16 protein-coding genes are annotated in these 17,859 nt (G+C 43.2%); 9 read left to right on the plus strand and 7 right to left on the minus strand.

Annotated elements, in window-relative coordinates:
* Positions 1 to 7 precede the first annotated feature (7 nt).
* Positions 8 to 1,354 (minus strand): TolC family protein, encoded by a 1,347-nt coding sequence (locus GGD38_RS31725; RefSeq protein ID WP_375296383.1) that lies wholly within the window; start codon positions 1,352 to 1,354, stop codon positions 8 to 10.
* 101 nt (positions 1,355 to 1,455) lie between these two features.
* A complete protein-coding gene (locus GGD38_RS31730) occupies positions 1,456 to 2,328 on the minus strand; it encodes a helix-turn-helix domain-containing protein (RefSeq protein WP_375296384.1) in 873 nt (290 codons plus the stop codon).
* 153 nt (positions 2,329 to 2,481) lie between these two features.
* Between GGD38_RS31730 and GGD38_RS31735 the strand changes: the two genes are divergently transcribed.
* The 3 genes from GGD38_RS31735 to GGD38_RS31745 are packed head-to-tail and all read left to right on the plus strand — an operon-like array spanning position 2,482 to position 6,235.
* Entirely contained in the window at positions 2,482 to 4,350 is a 1,869-nt protein-coding gene (locus GGD38_RS31735) for a S9 family peptidase (protein ID WP_375296385.1), read from the plus strand.
* Between the two features lie 11 nt (positions 4,351 to 4,361).
* Positions 4,362 to 4,832, plus strand: coding sequence for a nuclear transport factor 2 family protein (locus GGD38_RS31740; protein WP_375296386.1), 471 nt, complete (start codon positions 4,362 to 4,364; stop codon positions 4,830 to 4,832).
* Positions 4,833 to 4,840: 8 nt separating this feature from the next.
* A complete protein-coding gene (locus GGD38_RS31745; RefSeq protein ID WP_375296387.1) occupies positions 4,841 to 6,235 on the plus strand; it encodes a S41 family peptidase in 1,395 nt (464 codons plus the stop codon).
* Positions 6,236 to 6,304: 69 nt separating this feature from the next.
* On the opposite strand, the gene GGD38_RS31750 is transcribed toward GGD38_RS31745, so the two are convergent.
* A complete protein-coding gene (locus tag GGD38_RS31750) occupies positions 6,305 to 7,750 on the minus strand; it encodes a Gfo/Idh/MocA family protein (protein WP_375296388.1) in 1,446 nt (481 codons plus the stop codon).
* Between the two features lie 117 nt (positions 7,751 to 7,867).
* Between GGD38_RS31750 and GGD38_RS31755 the strand changes: the two genes are divergently transcribed.
* Positions 7,868 to 8,821 carry an SMP-30/gluconolactonase/LRE family protein gene (locus GGD38_RS31755; RefSeq protein ID WP_375296389.1) on the plus strand — a complete coding sequence of 318 codons (954 nt, stop codon included), beginning with the start codon at positions 7,868 to 7,870 and terminating at the stop codon, positions 8,819 to 8,821.
* Positions 8,822 to 9,001: 180 nt separating this feature from the next.
* On the opposite strand, the gene GGD38_RS31760 is transcribed toward GGD38_RS31755, so the two are convergent.
* The 4 genes from GGD38_RS31760 to GGD38_RS31775 form a co-directional block, all read right to left on the minus strand.
* Positions 9,002 to 9,970, minus strand: a complete 969-nt coding sequence (locus tag GGD38_RS31760) for a DUF1080 domain-containing protein (RefSeq protein ID WP_375296390.1) — start codon at positions 9,968 to 9,970, stop codon at positions 9,002 to 9,004.
* A gap of 29 nt (positions 9,971 to 9,999) precedes the next feature.
* The gene (locus GGD38_RS31765; protein WP_375296391.1) at positions 10,000 to 11,367 is read right to left on the minus strand and encodes a Gfo/Idh/MocA family oxidoreductase; all 1,368 of its coding nucleotides are present in this window, start codon (positions 11,365 to 11,367) and stop codon (positions 10,000 to 10,002) included.
* A 666-nt stretch (positions 11,368 to 12,033) separates the two neighbouring features.
* Positions 12,034 to 12,681, minus strand: coding sequence for a GntR family transcriptional regulator (locus tag GGD38_RS31770; protein ID WP_375296392.1), 648 nt, complete (start codon positions 12,679 to 12,681; stop codon positions 12,034 to 12,036).
* A 214-nt stretch (positions 12,682 to 12,895) separates the two neighbouring features.
* Positions 12,896 to 13,729 (minus strand): class I SAM-dependent methyltransferase, encoded by an 834-nt coding sequence (locus GGD38_RS31775; RefSeq protein WP_375296393.1) that lies wholly within the window; start codon positions 13,727 to 13,729, stop codon positions 12,896 to 12,898.
* A gap of 137 nt (positions 13,730 to 13,866) precedes the next feature.
* Here GGD38_RS31775 and GGD38_RS31780 point away from each other — a divergent pair, with 137 nt between their 5' ends.
* The 5 genes from GGD38_RS31780 to GGD38_RS31800 all read left to right on the plus strand — a co-directional run bounded on the left by GGD38_RS31780 (position 13,867) and on the right by GGD38_RS31800 (position 17,858).
* Positions 13,867 to 14,751, plus strand: coding sequence for a helix-turn-helix domain-containing protein (locus GGD38_RS31780; protein WP_375296394.1), 885 nt, complete (start codon positions 13,867 to 13,869; stop codon positions 14,749 to 14,751).
* Positions 14,752 to 15,181: 430 nt separating this feature from the next.
* Positions 15,182 to 15,799, plus strand: coding sequence for a hypothetical protein (locus GGD38_RS31785; RefSeq protein ID WP_375296395.1), 618 nt, complete (start codon positions 15,182 to 15,184; stop codon positions 15,797 to 15,799).
* Positions 15,796 to 16,095 (plus strand): winged helix-turn-helix domain-containing protein, encoded by a 300-nt coding sequence (locus GGD38_RS31790; protein WP_375296396.1) that lies wholly within the window; start codon positions 15,796 to 15,798, stop codon positions 16,093 to 16,095. The genes GGD38_RS31785 and GGD38_RS31790 overlap by 4 nt, the downstream gene beginning before the upstream one ends.
* A gap of 146 nt (positions 16,096 to 16,241) precedes the next feature.
* A complete protein-coding gene (locus GGD38_RS31795; protein ID WP_375296397.1) occupies positions 16,242 to 16,574 on the plus strand; it encodes a hypothetical protein in 333 nt (110 codons plus the stop codon).
* A gap of 39 nt (positions 16,575 to 16,613) precedes the next feature.
* Positions 16,614 to 17,858 (plus strand): hypothetical protein, encoded by a 1,245-nt coding sequence (locus GGD38_RS31800; protein WP_375296398.1) that lies wholly within the window; start codon positions 16,614 to 16,616, stop codon positions 17,856 to 17,858.
* The last annotated feature ends 1 nt before the right edge of the window (position 17,859 follow it).

Consider the following 17,859-nt stretch of genomic DNA (forward strand, 5'->3'; position numbering starts at 1 on the left):
ATGTTGTTTAGAGTTTTCCCGTAATAAAAAGCATGCGGTAGTAAATTGACAAGGCAGCAATATGAGCTTGTATGTAATTATATCTCGATTCCTGGTAAAGGTTATCGGCATCTAACAGATCGGTAAGCAAACTGAGTTGATTGGCATATTTCATATTTTGTATATTATAGTTCGCCTCGGTTTGTTCAATATTCTTTTTAATGACCAACATTCGTTTGGCCGTTTCATTATACTTAATTGCCAATGCCTTTACTTCCTGCACAATATTATCTTCTATCCAGTCTTTCTGCTGTTTTAATTCGGTTTCCCGTATAGCCGACGCCCGTACCTTGTTTTTGTTTTGATACAATGAGGAGATCTCATACGTAACCCTTACGCCGGCCATACCAACAGCAACTGTTTGGGCCTGGGGCGGAAACACAAGTGTATTAGGGTAATTGAATCCATAACCGCCAAACAAGGTAACCGTGGGAAGATTGGAAGATTTAGCCAATACTGTTCTGTTTTTCTGAAGCTCTATATTCTTGCCGGCCTTTATAATAGAATAGGTGCCCGACAGGTCCTTCAACATAGCTTCAAATTCCAAACTATCGGGCAGTACCAACAAGGCGGTATCAACCGGAATGATCTTTGTACATTCATCCAAATTTAAAAGCGTATTAAGGCGCTGATTACTTATTAAATAATCGTTTTTATTTGCCGTTTCGCTCAAAAGCGCATTAGCCAATAATACCTCAGCTCTTAGCAGATCGCTCTTTGTAACTTTGCCATTTACATAATAAGCGTTTATATTTTTAGATCGGGTTTGCGCTCTTTCAATCTGATCTTTTATTAGTTGTTCCTGGTAATACACCCTAACCATATCGAGGTATTGAAGCGCTACCTGTAACCCGATATTTGCTTCCTGCTCTTTTGTATTTATACCGGCCAGTTCTTCTTTATGTTTAAGATCGTTGATCACTGCCCGGTGCCGGCCACCGGAATATAAATTAAAACCGGCTTCGATATTCAGGCCACCGGCATTTGCATTGGGTGGTTTTGTGATCGTGTGCGATTCGCCAAGCACATCTTTATACAAGGTTACTTTTGTGAATCGCTGATACGTAGCATTACTTGCAATCCGGGGCAAAGCGCCCATTCTCGCATCCTCCAGATCTAACTGAGCAGCATTCTCTTCTGTTTTCATAACGCCTATCAATTTGTTGGACGCCTTTGCATACCGGATTGCTCCTTCCAACGAAAATTTAACGGTGGAACTTTCCACCTGCTGTGCATTGAGCCCGATAACTGTTGCACATAATAACATGATACAAATGCCTGGTTTTACCAAACACCCAATACTGTATATTTTCATTTTTATAAGATTAATAATACATACAGGCAATACGCTGCCTTTAGGTTGAGAACTCAACCCTTGCCATGGAAACAATCTTTACCTTTTAGTATTTCAGTGGGTTACTGCCTGTTCGATTTGAATATGCTACGAAAGCGGCCCGGTGAAATGCCAACCAGCTTGCTGAAGATGCGGTTGAAATATTTCGGATCATCGTACCCCAAATGCGATGCGATCTCTTTAATACTTGAATCAGAATAGCAGAGCAATCTTTGTCCTTCCCTTAGCATTTCCTGTTGAATAAAATACGACGTAGTGAACCCGGTTACAGCTTTAACCGTATCGTTCAAATAACTTATCGAAAAATTCAGCAAGCCCGCATAGTCGCTCGGTTTCTTTAACTCCAGGTAATTCTTTCTTACCAATCGTTTAAACTTCTTCGTAAGCTCAATACTTCTTTGAGAGTGCTGCCCGGTGAGCTTATCGCTATTTGCCTGAAAGGCGGCAGCCACCTTAAATATAAATGGCAATGCCAATGCATTAACGGCCGATCTTTTCAGGCTTCCGAAATTATTATCGTGGTACGTTTGAAAAAGCAATTCAAAATACTGGCTATACCATGTAAGGTCTACCTGTGAGGGTGATAAAAGCGGACCCTTATGTAACGAATCTTCTATCATCATTCTCGACTGATCATCAACCAGTTTATTATCTAAAAACAAGATCCATCCCTTACTATTATTACTGAATTTTACCGCTTTTTGTATTTGACCGGGAATAAGGAAGGCCAGCGTATCCTTTGCAATAAGCACCTTCTTAAAGTCAACCAACAGTTCTGCACTACCCGACGACAACAACAGGCATACAAAATGATCATTGCGATGAAGCTGAGTGATCTCGTTTATAAGAGAAGATATAAAGGCATCATTGAACCGCTCAATTCTAACGCCGGAAATATTTTCCTTTAATTGCCAGACGGGTATTTTGCCTTTCATCCTTTTCAGTTTAATTACATCACAAAATTATCGCATTCAACACCCGAATTATCCTACTTTTCACATCATTTGGTGGACAAATCACATATTTGAACCACACAACCTCTCCTTTTCTCGAGCCTTATTTGTAACTTAAACTACAAACTATTAACCATGAAGCCATTACTATTAACTGTTTCAGCCTTGCTGGGCCTTATCTCAATTACCTGGTCACAAAAAGCCGTTAAACAATATACCATTGAACAATTCTATAAAACGGTAGCTTTCGGTGGCGGTGATTTCAATAATCAGGAAAACAAGGTGCTGTTGCACGATAACAGTACAGGTATTTTTAATGTATATGAAATTGACCTGGCCACTAAAGAAAAAAAGCCATTGACCAACTCCGGAAAAGAATCTTATTTCGCCATAGATTATATACCCGGCAGCAACAGCTTTATGTACTCGGCCGATAAAGGCGGGAACGAGAATTCGCACATCTATTTGCAAAATGCCGACGGATCGGCAACCGACCTCACGCCTGGTGAAAAAGAAAAAGCAAGTTTCGTTGGCTGGAACCGCCCGAGGACCGCTTTTTATTATTCCAGCAATCTTCGCGACCCCAAGTTTTTTGATATCTATAAAATGGAGCTCAGCAACTGGAAACCCAGCCTGCTTTACCAAAATGAAACAGGGATGGATGTAAGCAGTATTTCGCCCGATGAAAACTGGTTGCTGTTAACCAAAAGCATTACATCTGATAAAAATGAAATGTATTTATTTAACAGGAAGACCAACGAACTTAAAAAAATATCGGGCGAAACAGAAGCGACCTACGGCCCCCAAAACTTTGAACTGGATAATAGTGCATTCTATTACGGTACCAACGATGGCAGCGAGTTCACCTATTTGGTAAAGTATGATATTGCCTCGGGCAAAAAACAAAAGATCTTCTCCGACAAATGGGATGTGAATTATATGTACACCAGCGAGAATGGCAAGTACCGTGTAATAGGGGTGAACGCCGATGGCAGAAATAAAGTGCTGCTGTTTGATCATAAAACCGGCAAACCATTACCGTTCCCTAAACTGCAGGAAGGGTATGTACAGGGTGTTAGCATTTCACCTACCGAAAAAAATATGATCGTGTACGTTGTCAGCGATCGTTCACCCGTAAACCTGTATTCATTCAACTTCGCTTCGCAAAAGTTTGATAAGCTTACCAACTCACTTAACCCCGAAATTGATGCCGCCGACCTGGTTGATGCCGAAGTGGTTCGGTTTAAATCATTCGACGGATTGCAGATACCTGCCATCTTCTATAAGCCAAAGAATGCTTCGGCCACAACTAAAGTACCTGCCCTGGTATGGGTACATGGCGGCCCGGGCGGACAAAGCGTTGCCGGCTATTCTCAATCTATTCAATATTTCGTGAACCATGGTTATGCCATTCTTGCCGTAAACAACAGAGGCAGCAGTGGCTATGGCAAAAGCTTTTACAAAATGGATAACAGAAACCATGGCGATAAAGACCTGAAGGATTGTGTATGGGGCAAGAAATGGCTGGCACAACAGTCGTACATTGACCCGGCCAAAATTGGTATTTATGGTGGAAGCTATGGCGGCTTTATGTCACTGGCCGGTATTATACAATACCCCAACGAATTTAAAGTAGGCGTTGATCTTTTTGGCGTTACCAACTGGCTGCGTACTTTAAAAAGTATCCCGCCTTATTGGGAAAGCTTTCGCAAAGCCCTGTACGATGAAATGGGCGACCCGGCCACCGACTCCGTTCGCCTGCGTTCTATATCACCGCTTTTCAATACCGACAAAATAAAAACCCCGTTATTAGTGCTGCAAGGTTCCAACGACCCAAGAGTATTGCAGGTAGAAAGCGATGAAATTGTTGCCGGCGCAAAAAAGAACGGCACACCCGTTGAATATGTGCTTTTCCCCGACGAAGGCCATGGCTTTAGAAAAAAGGAAAATCAAATGAAAGCGGCGAAAGTAACACTGGAGTTTTTAGATAAATACCTTCAATAAACTGAAACAACATGAAACATCTGATAACAATTGCATTCCTGGCAAGCATACTTTCCTTACCAGCCAAAGGCCAGGCAAAGTACCAGGCGCCGGCTTATAAACCCGAATCACAGGCGCTGTACGATAGCATTGCGCGTATGGACAGCACCTGGGAAGATTCGTATAACAATTGCAAAATGGATGTACAGGAGCAACTCATATCAGACGATCTTGAATTTTACCACGACCGCGGCGGCGTAATGACATCAAAAAAACTATTGATAGAAGCGCTAAAGAACAATATTTGTGGCAAAGTAACCCGCGAATTATTAAAGGGAAGCATAGAGGTGTACCCCATTAAAAACTATGGCGCTGTTGAAATGGGGTACCACCGCTTCCATAATAAGAATGAGAAAAGCACGTCGCATTATGCCCGGTTTGTTCATATCTGGCATAACGAGAACGGGCAATGGAGAATTACCCGGGTTATCAGTCTTCATTAATTATGTGTATGAGATTAGTACCCTTTATATTTATTTTTCTATTATACGCCCCGGCCCTGTTGGGCCAGCAGGTTGCAAACACGGCAACGCTCGACAGCGTAAGAGCGTACCTGGAAAGGAACTATGCGGGCTTTGCCGATAAAGTGAATGCGCAAACACAAAATGCTTATCTGGCGCATGCAAAACAATCGGCTGAGTATGCTCAGCAGGCTGCATCACCTGCTGAGCAATATTTTGCTATTAATCATTATCTGACATTCTTTAAAGACCAACATCTTTATATAAATCCACCACCCGACACAACGCATATTGAAAACATACAACTTGACGACAAGAGAATACAACAGCTACGCCATTCAACCAGGAACAATATAGAGGGTATTTACTATACCGGTGATTCTGTTTATAAAGTAGCCCTGGTTAAAAGCAAAAAGGGATTGCGGTCATATGCAGGTATCATTCTTACATCCCAGGCTGCCGGCTGGAAAAAAGGCCAGGTAAAATTTGAGCTTATTGAAACAGGTACCAATCAATTTATGGGCATATGGTACAACCGCGCGCATAATCTACTTTTTTCATCGGTGCGGTTTAACCCACGTAACGGGCTGGGCGATCAGGGTTGGTACAAACAAGGTTCATCACCCGAAGTAGAAGAAGCCTCCTTTCAACTATTTGCTGAAGAATCCAAACTAAATACATTCTTCAAATTCCTAAACGACAGCACCTGTTACATACGCATCAAAACGTTTAACGCCACCAATGCAAAAAATATAGATTCAGTTATAAATACCAATAAAGCGTACCTGCAAGCGAAGCGAAGGCTTATTATCGATTTGCGTGGCAATGGCGGGGGCAGCGATAGAAGCATGTCGTTCCTTAAACCCATTTTATATACCAACCCTGTCAAAAACATTGGGGTTGATATATTAACAACACCCGAAAATACGGCCGCATGGGATACTCTTCTCGATCAATATCGCAACGACCTGCCCAAAGATTATCTTGATAACATTTCGAAACGAATACATCAATATGACGGCCTGGGCAGCACCATGGTAAATTTTGCAGCAGACGAAACAGACACATTACCAGAAGTATGGCCAAATCCTGCCAGGGTAGCTATCGTTATCAATGGCGGCTGCGGCAGCAGTACCGAAGAATTTTTGTTATTTGCCCGGCAGAGTAAGAAAACGATCATGGCGGGCGCACATTCACTGGGTGTGCTTGATTATTCGAATGTAGTACCGCGGCGCTTTTCAAACCCCTCGTTTGTTTTGCATTATCCTACTACCCGCTCGCGCAGGATAGATGTTGGGCTTGCTATAGATAATAAAGGTATACAACCCGACATTCCGCTTAATCTTGATGGTAACTGGCTTAATGAATTAATGAAGAAGTGGTAAGGAGGTGGCAAAAAAAATCCCGGACTGAAAAGTCCAGGACCATAGAGTTACCATCACTGTAACTCAACACTATTTTTTCAGGTTCCAGCCCTGGCGGTAATCGCGTTTCAGGAATTGGTTCACCTCATCGAAATTCGTCACTTTCATATTATCGTTATCCCACAGCAGTTTGATGCCACGACCGGGGAAACTGAATTTACCATTATCTTTTGGCTTGCGTACATCATGTGCACGAATGGCCAGGTTGGCCATCAGCAACGCCTCGGTAAGCGGACCAGCTGTTTCAAATGGTGAGCTTAATTCAATTTTACCATAACCGGCTATACAGGCTTCTACCCATTGCGTATAGTGACCATCTTCCTGTCCAACTACGCGGGCATAACGTTGTTTTGCTTTTGCATCTTTTGTGCGGGTGGTAGGCAGTAATTGCGGGTTTCTTGAATAGGTACCAGCCATCATCTTGCCTTTGGTGCCAATAAACAACATACCATTGCCACCATCGCCAAATACTTCGTTAGCGCCAAGTTCTGCAGGGCGTTCGGGTTGTATACCACCATCCATCCAGTGTACGGTTACATCGCCTTTCGTTTTTGACGTTTTAGGGAAGGTAAGCGTAATATGGCTCGAAGGGGGACAGCTTTCGGGGAAGTAGCCTTGTTTAAATTCATCTACATACACCGTACCCACACTTGCCTGTACGTCTTTTGCATATTGAATACCCAACACACGGAACGGCGTTTCCAACAGGTGACAACCCATATCGCCCAGGGCGCCGGTACCGTAATCCCACCAGCCACGCCAGTTAAAGGGCACCAGCTTATCAATATAATCTTTATATGGGGCCGTACCCAGCCACAGGTCCCAATCGAGTGTTTTTGGAACATCGGCGCGAAGGGCAGGCCATTGAATACCTTGTGGCCACACGGGGCGGTTCGTCCAGGTATATACGGTATGCACATCACCAATTAAACCTGCATCGTACCATTCCGCCATTTGGCGGGTGCCATCGTGCGAAGCGCCCTGGTTACCCATTTGCGTAACTACTTTATATTCTTTTGCGGCCTGGGTAAGCAAACGGGCTTCATACAGATCATGCGTAAGGGGCTTTTGCACGTATACGTGTTTGCCCAGCTGCATAGCATGATAAGTTATGATGGCATGGTTGTGATCGGGTGTTGATACCGAAACGGCATCAAAGTTTTTATGTTCTTTATCGTATAGCTCGCGCCAGTCTTTATAATACTTGGCCTGCGGGAATTTCTTTACTGTTTCGGCAGCGCGATTGTCATCCACATCGCACAGGAAAGCGATCTCGCACTTACCGCCTTTATAAAAATTTGCAATATCAGATGCGCCTTTACCGCCTACGCCTACAGAGGCTATCAGCAGTTTGTCGCTGGGGGCTACATACCCCCTTCCTAACACATGGCGGGGAACAATCATAAAACCGGCTGCAGCTAGTGCGCCGTTTCGAATAAACTGGCGCCGGCTGGCGCCCTTTTTATTTTCACTCATACTAAAGTGTTTTTTTAATTCTGACCAATGACGGGTTTTACCAGTTTCCGGTTGCAGAACCGGCATCAGTTAATAATGCCTTAATCAGCAACTGTATAAAAATAAAGGAACCGGCACATGGACCAAAATAAAACCACAGGCAATTTCACGCAAACGTTTACGCATACCGTTACCCCTTCGCCCATGGCATTGCTTTTTAAGCATAGTAATTACGCCCAGGCGGTTTGTACGCTCACGGATATTTTTAATTTATCTCTTTTTAATAATATGAGAACATCTATTATAATGGCTGACCTTCAGTTTCCCGAAGGGCCCGCTTTTGACCGTAATAAAAACCTTTGGTGTGTTGAGCAAAAAGGCGCTTCACTGCTTTGCATAAATGGCCATACGGTGAAAAGAATACAGGTAGGCGGTGGCCCCAACGGCATTGCTATTGACAAAGCCGGACTGGTGTGGTTTTGCGACTCGGGTGAGAACAGCATTCGCACGCATAATCCTGCTACGGGGGAAACATCAACAATTCTCAAAACGATAGACAGCCAACCCCTTAATATGCCCAATGACCTGGCTTTTGATCACCTGAACCAGTTGATCTTTACCTGCCCGGGCCCAAAACCTGACTCAGCTGAAGGATATATTTGTGTTTATAATTCTAAACAAAACTTACATAAGGTTGCTACCGGGTTTTATTATCCAAACGGGCTGGCCTTTACCCAAAACGGTGAGCAATTGCTGGTGGCTGAGACTGGTAAACAACGAATTTGGATTGGCGACTGGAATGCTGAAGAATGCAACTGGACCAACAGAAGAGTTTTTGCCAACACCGGTGGTGCCATAGGCCCCGATGGCATGGCGCTTGACGAAGATGGCAATTTATATGTAGCAGTGTTTGGCGATGGTTGTGTTCGGGTATTTGACCCTGCAGGAAAACACGTTAATGATATTCAGGTACCTGGTAAGAATCCAACCAATTGTGCTTTTGATCCTTTTCAACGGTGGGGGCTGGTGGTTACGGAGGCAGAGAAAGGTTCTCTTATTAGTGTTCCTATTATGATGAGAGGGATTCTTTAGAATATGTTGAAGTAAGAGGTAGGATGTAAGAAGTAAGAAGTTTCCGAATGTTGAAAGGACCGAGTAAATGCATGAGTTTGAAAGTTGGGACATTTCCTACATCTTACTTCCTACCTCGTGAAAATAAAAAGGGAAGGCTCCCCTTTAAAAAGAACCTCCCTTAATCATATAAGCTTACTCTTACAAAGCTGGTGTCAACACTATATTCCTATACGACACAGGGCCATGATCACCTTGCAGGTAAATAGGGCCGGGTTCGCCTTCTTTGCTATCTAAGGCTCCACCAGTGATACCGGGAATTTCCTGATTACTGATAACAGTTTTGCCATTGGCAACCACGGTAACCATTCTACCAATTAAAGTAATATCAAAGCTTTGCCATTTATCGGGTCCCAGGGCCGGCATTTCGCTGGGCACCAGGAAACCATAAATACCACCAAACAAGTGGCTGTTGGGGTGTGCTCCTTCCGGATTATCTATCACCTGTGTTTCATATCTGCCTCTTAAATACACGCCGCTGTTGCTTTTGGGTTTAAGCTTAAACTCAATATGCAATTTAAAATCGCGGAACTTCTCTTTGGTAATGATGTTACTGCCCGACTCCGGACTGATCAACTCACCATCCTTAACAAACCACTGCTGCTTTTTACCATCCTGCTCCCAACCGGTGAGGTCTTTACCATTGAACAACTTAATAGGTTTACCCCAAACTATTTTCTTGTTCTCATTGAGCAATGGTGCTTTTACTCCGGTGAATGGATAGTCTTTTCCATTGCTGGCATGAATAACGCCTTTAATACCTTCCCCTGCAGGTTCGCCTTCAAACACCATATCTTTTTCTTCCCGTTCCCATTGCGGGGGAATGGTAAAGGTGAATTTGTTATTCTCAAGAATGATCTTGCTAACAGGTCTGGCGCTTCCGCCCGATGCAACAAAACGTCCCACCAGTGTTTTGAATCCGCTTATTTCTATTTCAAGCCAGCTGGCTCTTTCTTTTCCGTCTTCTGTAACTGTTAAATCCCAGCGGCCAACCAGGTCGCCACCGGTTACTGTTTTTGCATTAATGGCCGATACCTGTGCATGGCCCAATTGTGGCGCCAGGCCCAACAGTGCTATACAAACGACCGCTATGTTTTTTTGTATGTTCATTATCTCAGTGTTTCAAATTAAAAATACAATTAGCCTATCACTTTCATGCCAACGGGATCCCATTTAATGGGTTTATGCTGAAAGTAACTATCGTTACAGATTAACGCCGGTGCAGCAGCGCGATAACCAAATACCGCATCTTCTACAACAGTACCATTGTTACGAATAGCGGTAAAGAAATTATTGAAGTGATCGTAATGCGCGCCTTTATATCCTTCTTCGGCCTGGAAAACAAAATTCTCAGGTGCCAGCATTTTCTTGCGGGTATCATTTCCGTTCCCTGCTTTTGCCATTTGAGCTTTCATAAAAGGATCGTTTGAATCGAAGCTTTTATTTCTTCTCAAAGTAATTTTATCCCACTCCACATCCATGGCGCCTTCGCTGCCAATTAAACGCAGGTAAGTAGTACCACTGGTACCATCCACAAAATTACAACGCAGCGAAAGGTTAAAGGCAGGTGAATTGGCTCTTTCATTATAATCGAAAGTACCCAGTAATACATCGGGCACTTCGCGGCCATCGTTCCAAAAACGTAAACCACCGGTTGCGTATACCTGGTTTGGTCCTTCCGATTCTGTTATGAAGTGCAGGCTCGAGAACAAATGCACAAACAGATCGCCGGCCATACCGGTACCGTAATCGCGATAATTCCTCCAACGGAAGAAACGCATTTTATCAAAACTACGTTTGGTAGTGTTGCTTATGAACGTATCCCAGTCAACAGTTTTTTCATTTGCATCTTCAGGAATGGGATATTGCCAAACTTCAACAGGTGCACGGCGTGCCCAAAAACCTTCGGCATAATTTAATTTACCAATGGCGCCATCTTTCAACAGCTCACGTGCTTTTTCATTGCCGAGCGATGACAAACCCTGACTGCCCACCATGAATACTTTACCATATTTCTTTTGCGCGGCAATTACTGCGGGGCCTTCATCAACACCATGCACCATGGGCTTTTCGCAATACACGTGTTTGCCGGCAGCCATGGCATCTATGGATATTTGTTTATGCCAGTGGTCAGGTGTACCAATAATAACGGCATCAATATCTTTCCTGTCGAGAATATCTTTATAATGTTTTGTAGTGAACAGGTCTTTGCCCCATTTCTTTTTTGCATCTTCCAGGCGGCCATCGTACAGGTCGCAAACGGCTACCACTTTTACACCCGGCACTTTAAGGGCTGTATTAAGGTCTGAAGTGCCCATTCCGCCTGCACCAATTAATGCAACATTAATATTATCATTAGCTGAATAACGCTTTTCACCTTCTATTTCTCTTCTTATACTTTCAATATGTGCGGCAGATGCCTCTGTTAAAGCCCCGCCGGCTAATATTCCGCCGGTAGCAAGCGTAAGGTTCCTTAAAAACCCGCGACGATCATATCCTTTTTTCATACTTAGCTGAAGTTTATTAATTGAAGATGTATATTAATCAAAATCGTTGCAACGGCACCATTTTTCCACGCAACCGTTTGCACTTCACCACTCCAACCGGGCAGCATAACCGCAAACAACATATCAATCCACTCAAAATGCTACAGGCGAAAGGTAAAAGCCCCCCTTGGGATTGACGCCAACAGGCTTCTCAATAAATACGGGTTTTTATGGGTTTAAAAACAAATGCTGCCTGTTTGGGGCGCAGTGGCCATCATTGGTTTCAAGCAGAACGCAATCTAACTGTTTTAGCAATTCAATGAAATTACAGCGATTTAAACTTCAAAGAAATCAACTATTATGTATACAATTTAAAAGACAAACTGTAAACTATTTATCCTGGCTAAATACAAGCAAGCAGGTAAATTGGTGGTCAAAACCTGGTCTTTGCCAACTCTGTGGCACCTTTCATCCTAGGGTCATCCTGGGGTCATCTTAGGGTCATCCTGGGGTTATCTTAGGGTTTAAAGCCCAGGATGACCCCAGGAATACCCTAGAAATACCCCAGGAAAACCCCAAGAAGAGAGGTTGCATAAACAGGGCATAAAGAAGGCCCGTAGGCATAAAAAAAGCCGCTCACAAATTGTGAACGGCCGCTATTGTGACAGAACGGTAACTATGGACTTGTTAACTTTCCAGGGGAACCATTTCAAGCATCAGCTTTTCGCCCCGGTTAAGGTGTTGCAACAGTGTTTGAGAAGCGGCTTCCAGATCATTGTTTTTAAGACACTCCACTATGCGGCGATGTTCGGTATCGGTTTCGGAGTAATCGTTCACATGGCCCGAAGAGCTTAACTTAAAGTGAAACAGGGGAATGTTGCTGTTGGTATAAATGTTCATGAGGCGAACATTACCAGCGCCTTTTATAAGGGTTTCATGGAATTTTACATCAGCTTCGCAGGCGCCGCTGTGGTAACCCCGTTCAACCATGGAACTAAAGTCATCACAGATCTGATCCAGTTCTTTAATTACCTCCTTGTTGCGGTTGCGGAAAAGGAGCTTAAGCGCGCCCAGTTCAAGCACTTCGCGCAGCTCCCGGATCTCCTTCACATCTTCGGTAGTAATGGAGCGTACAAAACACCCACCCTTTTCACCAAATTCAACCAGCCCTTCGCCCGACAGGCGGATGAGGGCTTCCCGTACAGCCACACGGCTCACCTCTAATTTAGTGGCCCAGGTGTTTTCGGCCAGGCGGGAGCCGCCGGTTAACTGATTGGCAAGGATCTTTTTACGGATCTCACCATATACAAAACTGGCAAGAGAGTTCTCTTTCATGAGGTAGGTGTAATTTTACAAAACAAAAGTACACAAATTTTGTAAACAATTTAAGGCGTAATTAGCTAATGTGATGATGTGATAATTGAAATGCAGGTCAAAGGCAACCTGGGCCTCGGCCGGGGAACAAGGAACTATAAACTGTGAACTATGAACAAAAAAAGCGCCCTGGCAAATAACCAGAGCGCTTTTTATTTGCCCTCTTCTTTCTTAATCAGCAAACCACAGTTACCCGTAAGAAATTTGCGGGAATGAACGTTACATCATTGGAGCCGCTTTTATTTTCCCTTTTAAACAACTCCTCCAGTTCATGTTGCAGCTCAGTAGCCTTACCATTTTTTTCCGCTGCATCAAACGCATTCATAGTTGGGCCATAATACGTTCTAAAGATATTTACGAACTCAGCAGGTGAACAGGCAATCTGGAACACAAAAGAATCTTTAATAAAAGAGATGTTTTCCTTTGCTATGCCGGCTGCCGTAAAGCGATCGACAACATGGCTTTCAACACCCCATAACATGGGGCTTACAAAACCCTCGGGCGGTGGCGGTGTATAGGCAGAACTGATCTTTAAAATTTGCGCTACCAATGTTGGGTCGCCGGGGATCCAGTTGCCCATTACAATTCTTCCGCCCGGGCGTGTTACCCGAACCATTTCTTTGGCCACATCAAAAGGGTTCGATGAGAACATGGCGCCGAAGATAGAAACCACCAGATCAAAACCTTTTGCACTCAGTTCATATAAGTTAGCGGCATTGCCTTCCTGAAATGTACAGTTTAATAATCCTTCCTCTTTTGCCCTTTTGTTACCTGCGGCAACCAGGTTACTGGCAATATCAACACCCAGCACATCAGCGCCCAGTCTTGCTTCAGGAATGGCTGTTGTTCCATCGCCGCAACCAAGATCAAGCACTTTCATCCCTTTTGTAATACCCAGTTGATTTACCAGGTCAGTACCACTGTTACGCATACTCTCCGCGATCTTTGTAAAATCACCTTTTTCCCATAATACTTTGTTCGGGTTCACTAATACTGTGTTCGTACTCATAATGGCTTGCTTTTTTGAAATGAATAATTTTCAACAATATTACCCACTTTAATATGCCGGCACTTGCCCCAGCAGTTCAAAAGCATGACTTAAAAGCCCGGCGTACCCATGTAGGAAATTTCTTAACTTTAGGGTAAATGCAAAACTTCTTCGAACGCGTACTGCAGCATCCACAATTTTACCGGCAGTTCAATTGCGGCAATTCATTGATCACCGCTTTTAACTGCCCAATGGAAGCCCGTTTGATGAAAACCCGTTTTGCCGATCTGTGGACGCAATACAATTACCTCTTTTATGTGATAGATGGCCGCAAAATATGGCATACTGCACGGGGTACTTATGATATTCAAAAAGATAGCTGTGTATTTGTAAGAAAAGGTGGATTTATATTAGAACAAATTACCGATGCAGGTTTTTGCGTTATGCTGTTCTTTATTCCCGATGAATTTATTTGCGATACCCTGCAAATGCGATCGAGACCGCTTGCCAGGCAGGAACAGCATTTTGAGCCCGTAATGCTCATTGAATCAAATGAAACGCTGAAAAGCTTTTTTATATCGATGTCTTCGTATTTTAACGAAACCCGCGACCCCGATCCCATCTTACTCGAACTCAAGTTCAAAGAGCTCATTTTGAACATTGCCGACAATAGCGCCAACAAAGAACTGCTGTCCTACTTCTGCGCGCTGTTACACGATCCGCAAACCGCCACCTTAAGAAGGGTAATGGAAGATAATTTCTGCTTTAACCTGAAACTGGAAGCGTATGCGGAATTAAGCAACAGAAGTTTATCGGCCTTTAAAAGAGATTTTGAAAAGGTATTTGAGAATACCCCGGGCAAATGGTTGCTGGAAAAAAGACTTCATTTTGCCATGCAGCTGCTAACCAACCGGCAGAAAACCGTTAGCGAAGCAGCCTTTGAAAGCGGCTTCGAAAGCCCCTCGCACTTTAGCCGCGCTTTTAAGAACAGGTTTGGGAAAGGACCTTCGGAGATGAAGGAGGGAATGAATTCACTTCAATGATAGTAATACAGGTTGACGAGTTGACGTGTTAACAAGTTGACGAGGATTTGAAAAGATATTATTGTAATAAAAAAGTTCTTAGTTCTCAGTTTTTAGTTCTCAGTTCATTCATTCCATCCTTCACGAGTAATGGCTACCTCGCTGCGGTTTCGAGTTTCGAGTTCCAGGTTTCAGGTTTCAGGTTTCCGGTTTCCGGTTTCAAGTTCCAGGTATCGAATCTTTATACCCAAACTCATCATTAAATGCAGTCCTCGCTTGTATTTCCTTACAGCTTAAAGCTTGCAGCTTATAGCTGTATTTGCTTTAGGCTTTCAGCTTTAGGCTTTTAGCTGTATATAACATGATTAACACTACCCACTCAATTTGATTTAAAAAGAACTTGCAGATATCAATACCGTTCATTAACTTTGAAATGCAAAGTACTTTCATCATGAATGAAAAACCTGATTACGCCCGTGATATAACTGAGATCCGCTCTATGATGGAGCGATCGACCAAATTCCTGTCACTATCAGGTTTGGCCGGCATAATGGCTGGTATATATGCATTGGCCGGCGCCTTTGTTTCGTACCAGGTGCTTGATTTTAATCCTGATAAGCTTGCCGAAGGCAACACCGAAACTGATGGTGCATTATGGAAGATCGTTGGGGTGGCCGTTGTTGTTCTGGTACTTGCACTTGGCACTGCTATTTATCTTTCGTGGAAGAAGGCTGTTAAAAGCGGAGAGAAATTCTATAACGCAACCACAAGAAGGGTCATAAGCGCTATGCTGGCACCCCTGGTTACCGGCGGCGTGTTGATGCTTGCTTTATTCACAAAGGGCCTTACCGGGTTAATGGCGCCCTGCTCCTTAATATTTTACGGACTGGCACTATATAATACCAGCAAGTTCACATACGACGAGGTAAAGTCCATGGGACTTATTGAAATTGCACTAGGGTTAATAAGCACTTACTTTGTGGGGTTAGGCTTACTTTGTTGGGCTTTGGGCTTTGGCGTTGTGCACATTATTTATGGCATTTATTTGCATTACAAGTACGAACGGTGAAAATATCAATTGATGGATTACATAAAGCATTTGAGAACAGGATCAGGCTCGGCATAATGTCGGTGCTGGCTGTTAATGATATGCTTGACTTCAATTCACTGAAAGACTTTTTTGATATTACCGATGGCAAACTGGCCAGCAATATAAAAGCGTTGGAAAAGGAAGGGTTTATAAACGTTAAAAAATCATTTATAGGTAAAAAGCCCAATACCAGGTATTATATGTCGAAAAAGGGTAAGAAGGCGTTTGACGATCACCTGAAAGCATTGGAACAATTACTAAAATCGCAGAAATAAACATGACCACCAATAAGTACATAATAAATAAAAGAAAAAAGATTACAGCTGCATTTGAGCTGATGAGGTGGTTATATTTTTTTGTCTTTATACTTTGAAATACAAAGTTCTTTCAAAATAACTTATCACTATAAAATCTATTTACGATGACACAAACAAATAACGCAATACCAACGAACAAAGGCGTACTAAGCAAAAGAATGCTGATGGGTGCAGGCATTGGCTTACTATTAATATGCCTGTTCCTTAGCTCGGCAGGGCACCCCAACCCGTTTTGGCCAAAGCTTTGGTTCTTAAGACCACTGATCATAGTTCCATTTGCCGGCGCCATGGGTGGGTTATGCAATTACTATCTCGTTTATTTTCATAACCTGATGGGTGTAAACAAAACCGTGGCCATGATACTGAGTGCGGTGATCTTTCTTATTGGCCTATGGCTTGGGCTTATTTTAGGACTTGATGGCACCTATTGGAATTAACTCCTGCATAACAATACAATAAACATCAACCGAGCAATTATGAAAGACCAGATCCTCAGCTACATAAACAATCCCTCCGAATTGGAGAAACTGTACAGATCGAATAAGAGTTTGTTCAGGCGCGAGTTCAACACGCTGTATCCACAGATCAGCGGCAGCCCCATTGCCGGTTGCTGGAACGAAAGATTGAATTATGAGGGCGCAGAGCTTAATTGGGCTACTGGTAAGGACCTATTGTTTGTTATAATTGCCGGGTTGATCGCCGGGGTAGCTTCCAAACTACAGGACATTCTGCATATTAATGAAGAACACTTTTATGCAAGAAATACCGGCTTCCTCATTTTCCCGGTCTTGTATGCGTGGTTTGCCTGGAAGAATAAAATGCCTGTTGGTAAAATAATATTTATTACCAGCATGACCATTATTGGTTTACTATTTATCAATTTGCTTCCCAATAACAGCAATAGCGACACCGTACAATTAACATGCATTCATATGCCTGTATTCCTATGGGCACTATTAGGTTTTGCTTTTGTGAACGGGGCGAATAACAATACGGAAAAGCGGCTTGGCTTCTTAAGCTATAACGGCGACCTGGCTGTGATGACCGCACTTATTGTTATTGCTGCCGGTATGTTAAGTGCTGCAACCGTTGGACTTTTTTCATTGATCGGTTTAAATATTGAAAAGTTTTATTTCAGGTACATAGTACAATTCGGTTTTCCGGCTGCACCTCTTTTAGGCACCTGGCTTATACAAAGCAATCCACAACTGGTAGGCAGAGTATCGCCGGTTATTGCAAGAATTTTCAGTCCGCTCGTATTAGTAATGCTGGTTGTTTACCTTACAGCAATAATATATTCGGGCCGCAATCCTTATAACGACAGGGATTTTTTACTGGTGTTTAATATCCTGCAGGTTGCGGTAATGGCCCTTATCTTCTTTTCTGTTGCCGAATCAACCAGAACATACAAACACAAGGCGGAGGTTTGGATACTTACGCTTCTTTCAATTGTGACCATAATTGTAAACGGCATTGCACTGTCGGCCATTTTGTTCCGAATTTCCGAAGGTGGTATAACGCCAAATCGCGCAGCCGTATTGGGCGGCAATATTATAATACTGATAAACCTGTTATTGGTAACTGTACAACTTATTAGAACACTGGCAAAGAAAAATGATATAACCAGTGTTGGTAACGTGATCACCCGTTACCTGCCTGTATATTTAATATGGGCAGCAGTTGTAACGTTTTTATTCCCATTCTTATTTGGATTCAAATAAT

Origin of the sequence: Niastella sp. OAS944 (assembly GCA_024809215.1) — a bacterium.
GTDB lineage: Bacteria > Bacteroidota > Bacteroidia > Chitinophagales > Chitinophagaceae > Niastella.

Excerpts from the sequence above, each read along its gene's own strand:
- GGD38_RS31725 (WP_375296383.1), bottom strand. The coding sequence starts at position 1,354 with ATGAAAATATACAGTATTGGGTGTTTGGTAAAACCAGGCATTTGTATC.
- GGD38_RS31730 (WP_375296384.1), bottom strand. The coding sequence starts at position 2,328 with ATGAAAGGCAAAATACCCGTCTGGCAATTAAAGGAAAATATTTCCGGC.
- GGD38_RS31735 (WP_375296385.1), top strand. The coding sequence starts at position 2,482 with ATGAAGCCATTACTATTAACTGTTTCAGCCTTGCTGGGCCTTATCTCA.
- GGD38_RS31740 (WP_375296386.1), top strand. The coding sequence starts at position 4,362 with ATGAAACATCTGATAACAATTGCATTCCTGGCAAGCATACTTTCCTTA.
- GGD38_RS31745 (WP_375296387.1), top strand. The coding sequence starts at position 4,841 with ATGAGATTAGTACCCTTTATATTTATTTTTCTATTATACGCCCCGGCC.
- GGD38_RS31750 (WP_375296388.1), bottom strand. The coding sequence starts at position 7,750 with ATGAGTGAAAATAAAAAGGGCGCCAGCCGGCGCCAGTTTATTCGAAAC.
- GGD38_RS31755 (WP_375296389.1), top strand. The coding sequence starts at position 7,868 with ATGGACCAAAATAAAACCACAGGCAATTTCACGCAAACGTTTACGCAT.
- GGD38_RS31760 (WP_375296390.1), bottom strand. The coding sequence starts at position 9,970 with ATGAACATACAAAAAAACATAGCGGTCGTTTGTATAGCACTGTTGGGC.
- GGD38_RS31765 (WP_375296391.1), bottom strand. The coding sequence starts at position 11,367 with ATGAAAAAAGGATATGATCGTCGCGGGTTTTTAAGGAACCTTACGCTT.
- GGD38_RS31770 (WP_375296392.1), bottom strand. The coding sequence starts at position 12,681 with ATGAAAGAGAACTCTCTTGCCAGTTTTGTATATGGTGAGATCCGTAAA.
- GGD38_RS31775 (WP_375296393.1), bottom strand. The coding sequence starts at position 13,729 with ATGAGTACGAACACAGTATTAGTGAACCCGAACAAAGTATTATGGGAA.
- GGD38_RS31780 (WP_375296394.1), top strand. The coding sequence starts at position 13,867 with ATGCAAAACTTCTTCGAACGCGTACTGCAGCATCCACAATTTTACCGG.
- GGD38_RS31785 (WP_375296395.1), top strand. The coding sequence starts at position 15,182 with ATGAATGAAAAACCTGATTACGCCCGTGATATAACTGAGATCCGCTCT.
- GGD38_RS31795 (WP_375296397.1), top strand. The coding sequence starts at position 16,242 with ATGACACAAACAAATAACGCAATACCAACGAACAAAGGCGTACTAAGC.
- GGD38_RS31800 (WP_375296398.1), top strand. The coding sequence starts at position 16,614 with ATGAAAGACCAGATCCTCAGCTACATAAACAATCCCTCCGAATTGGAG.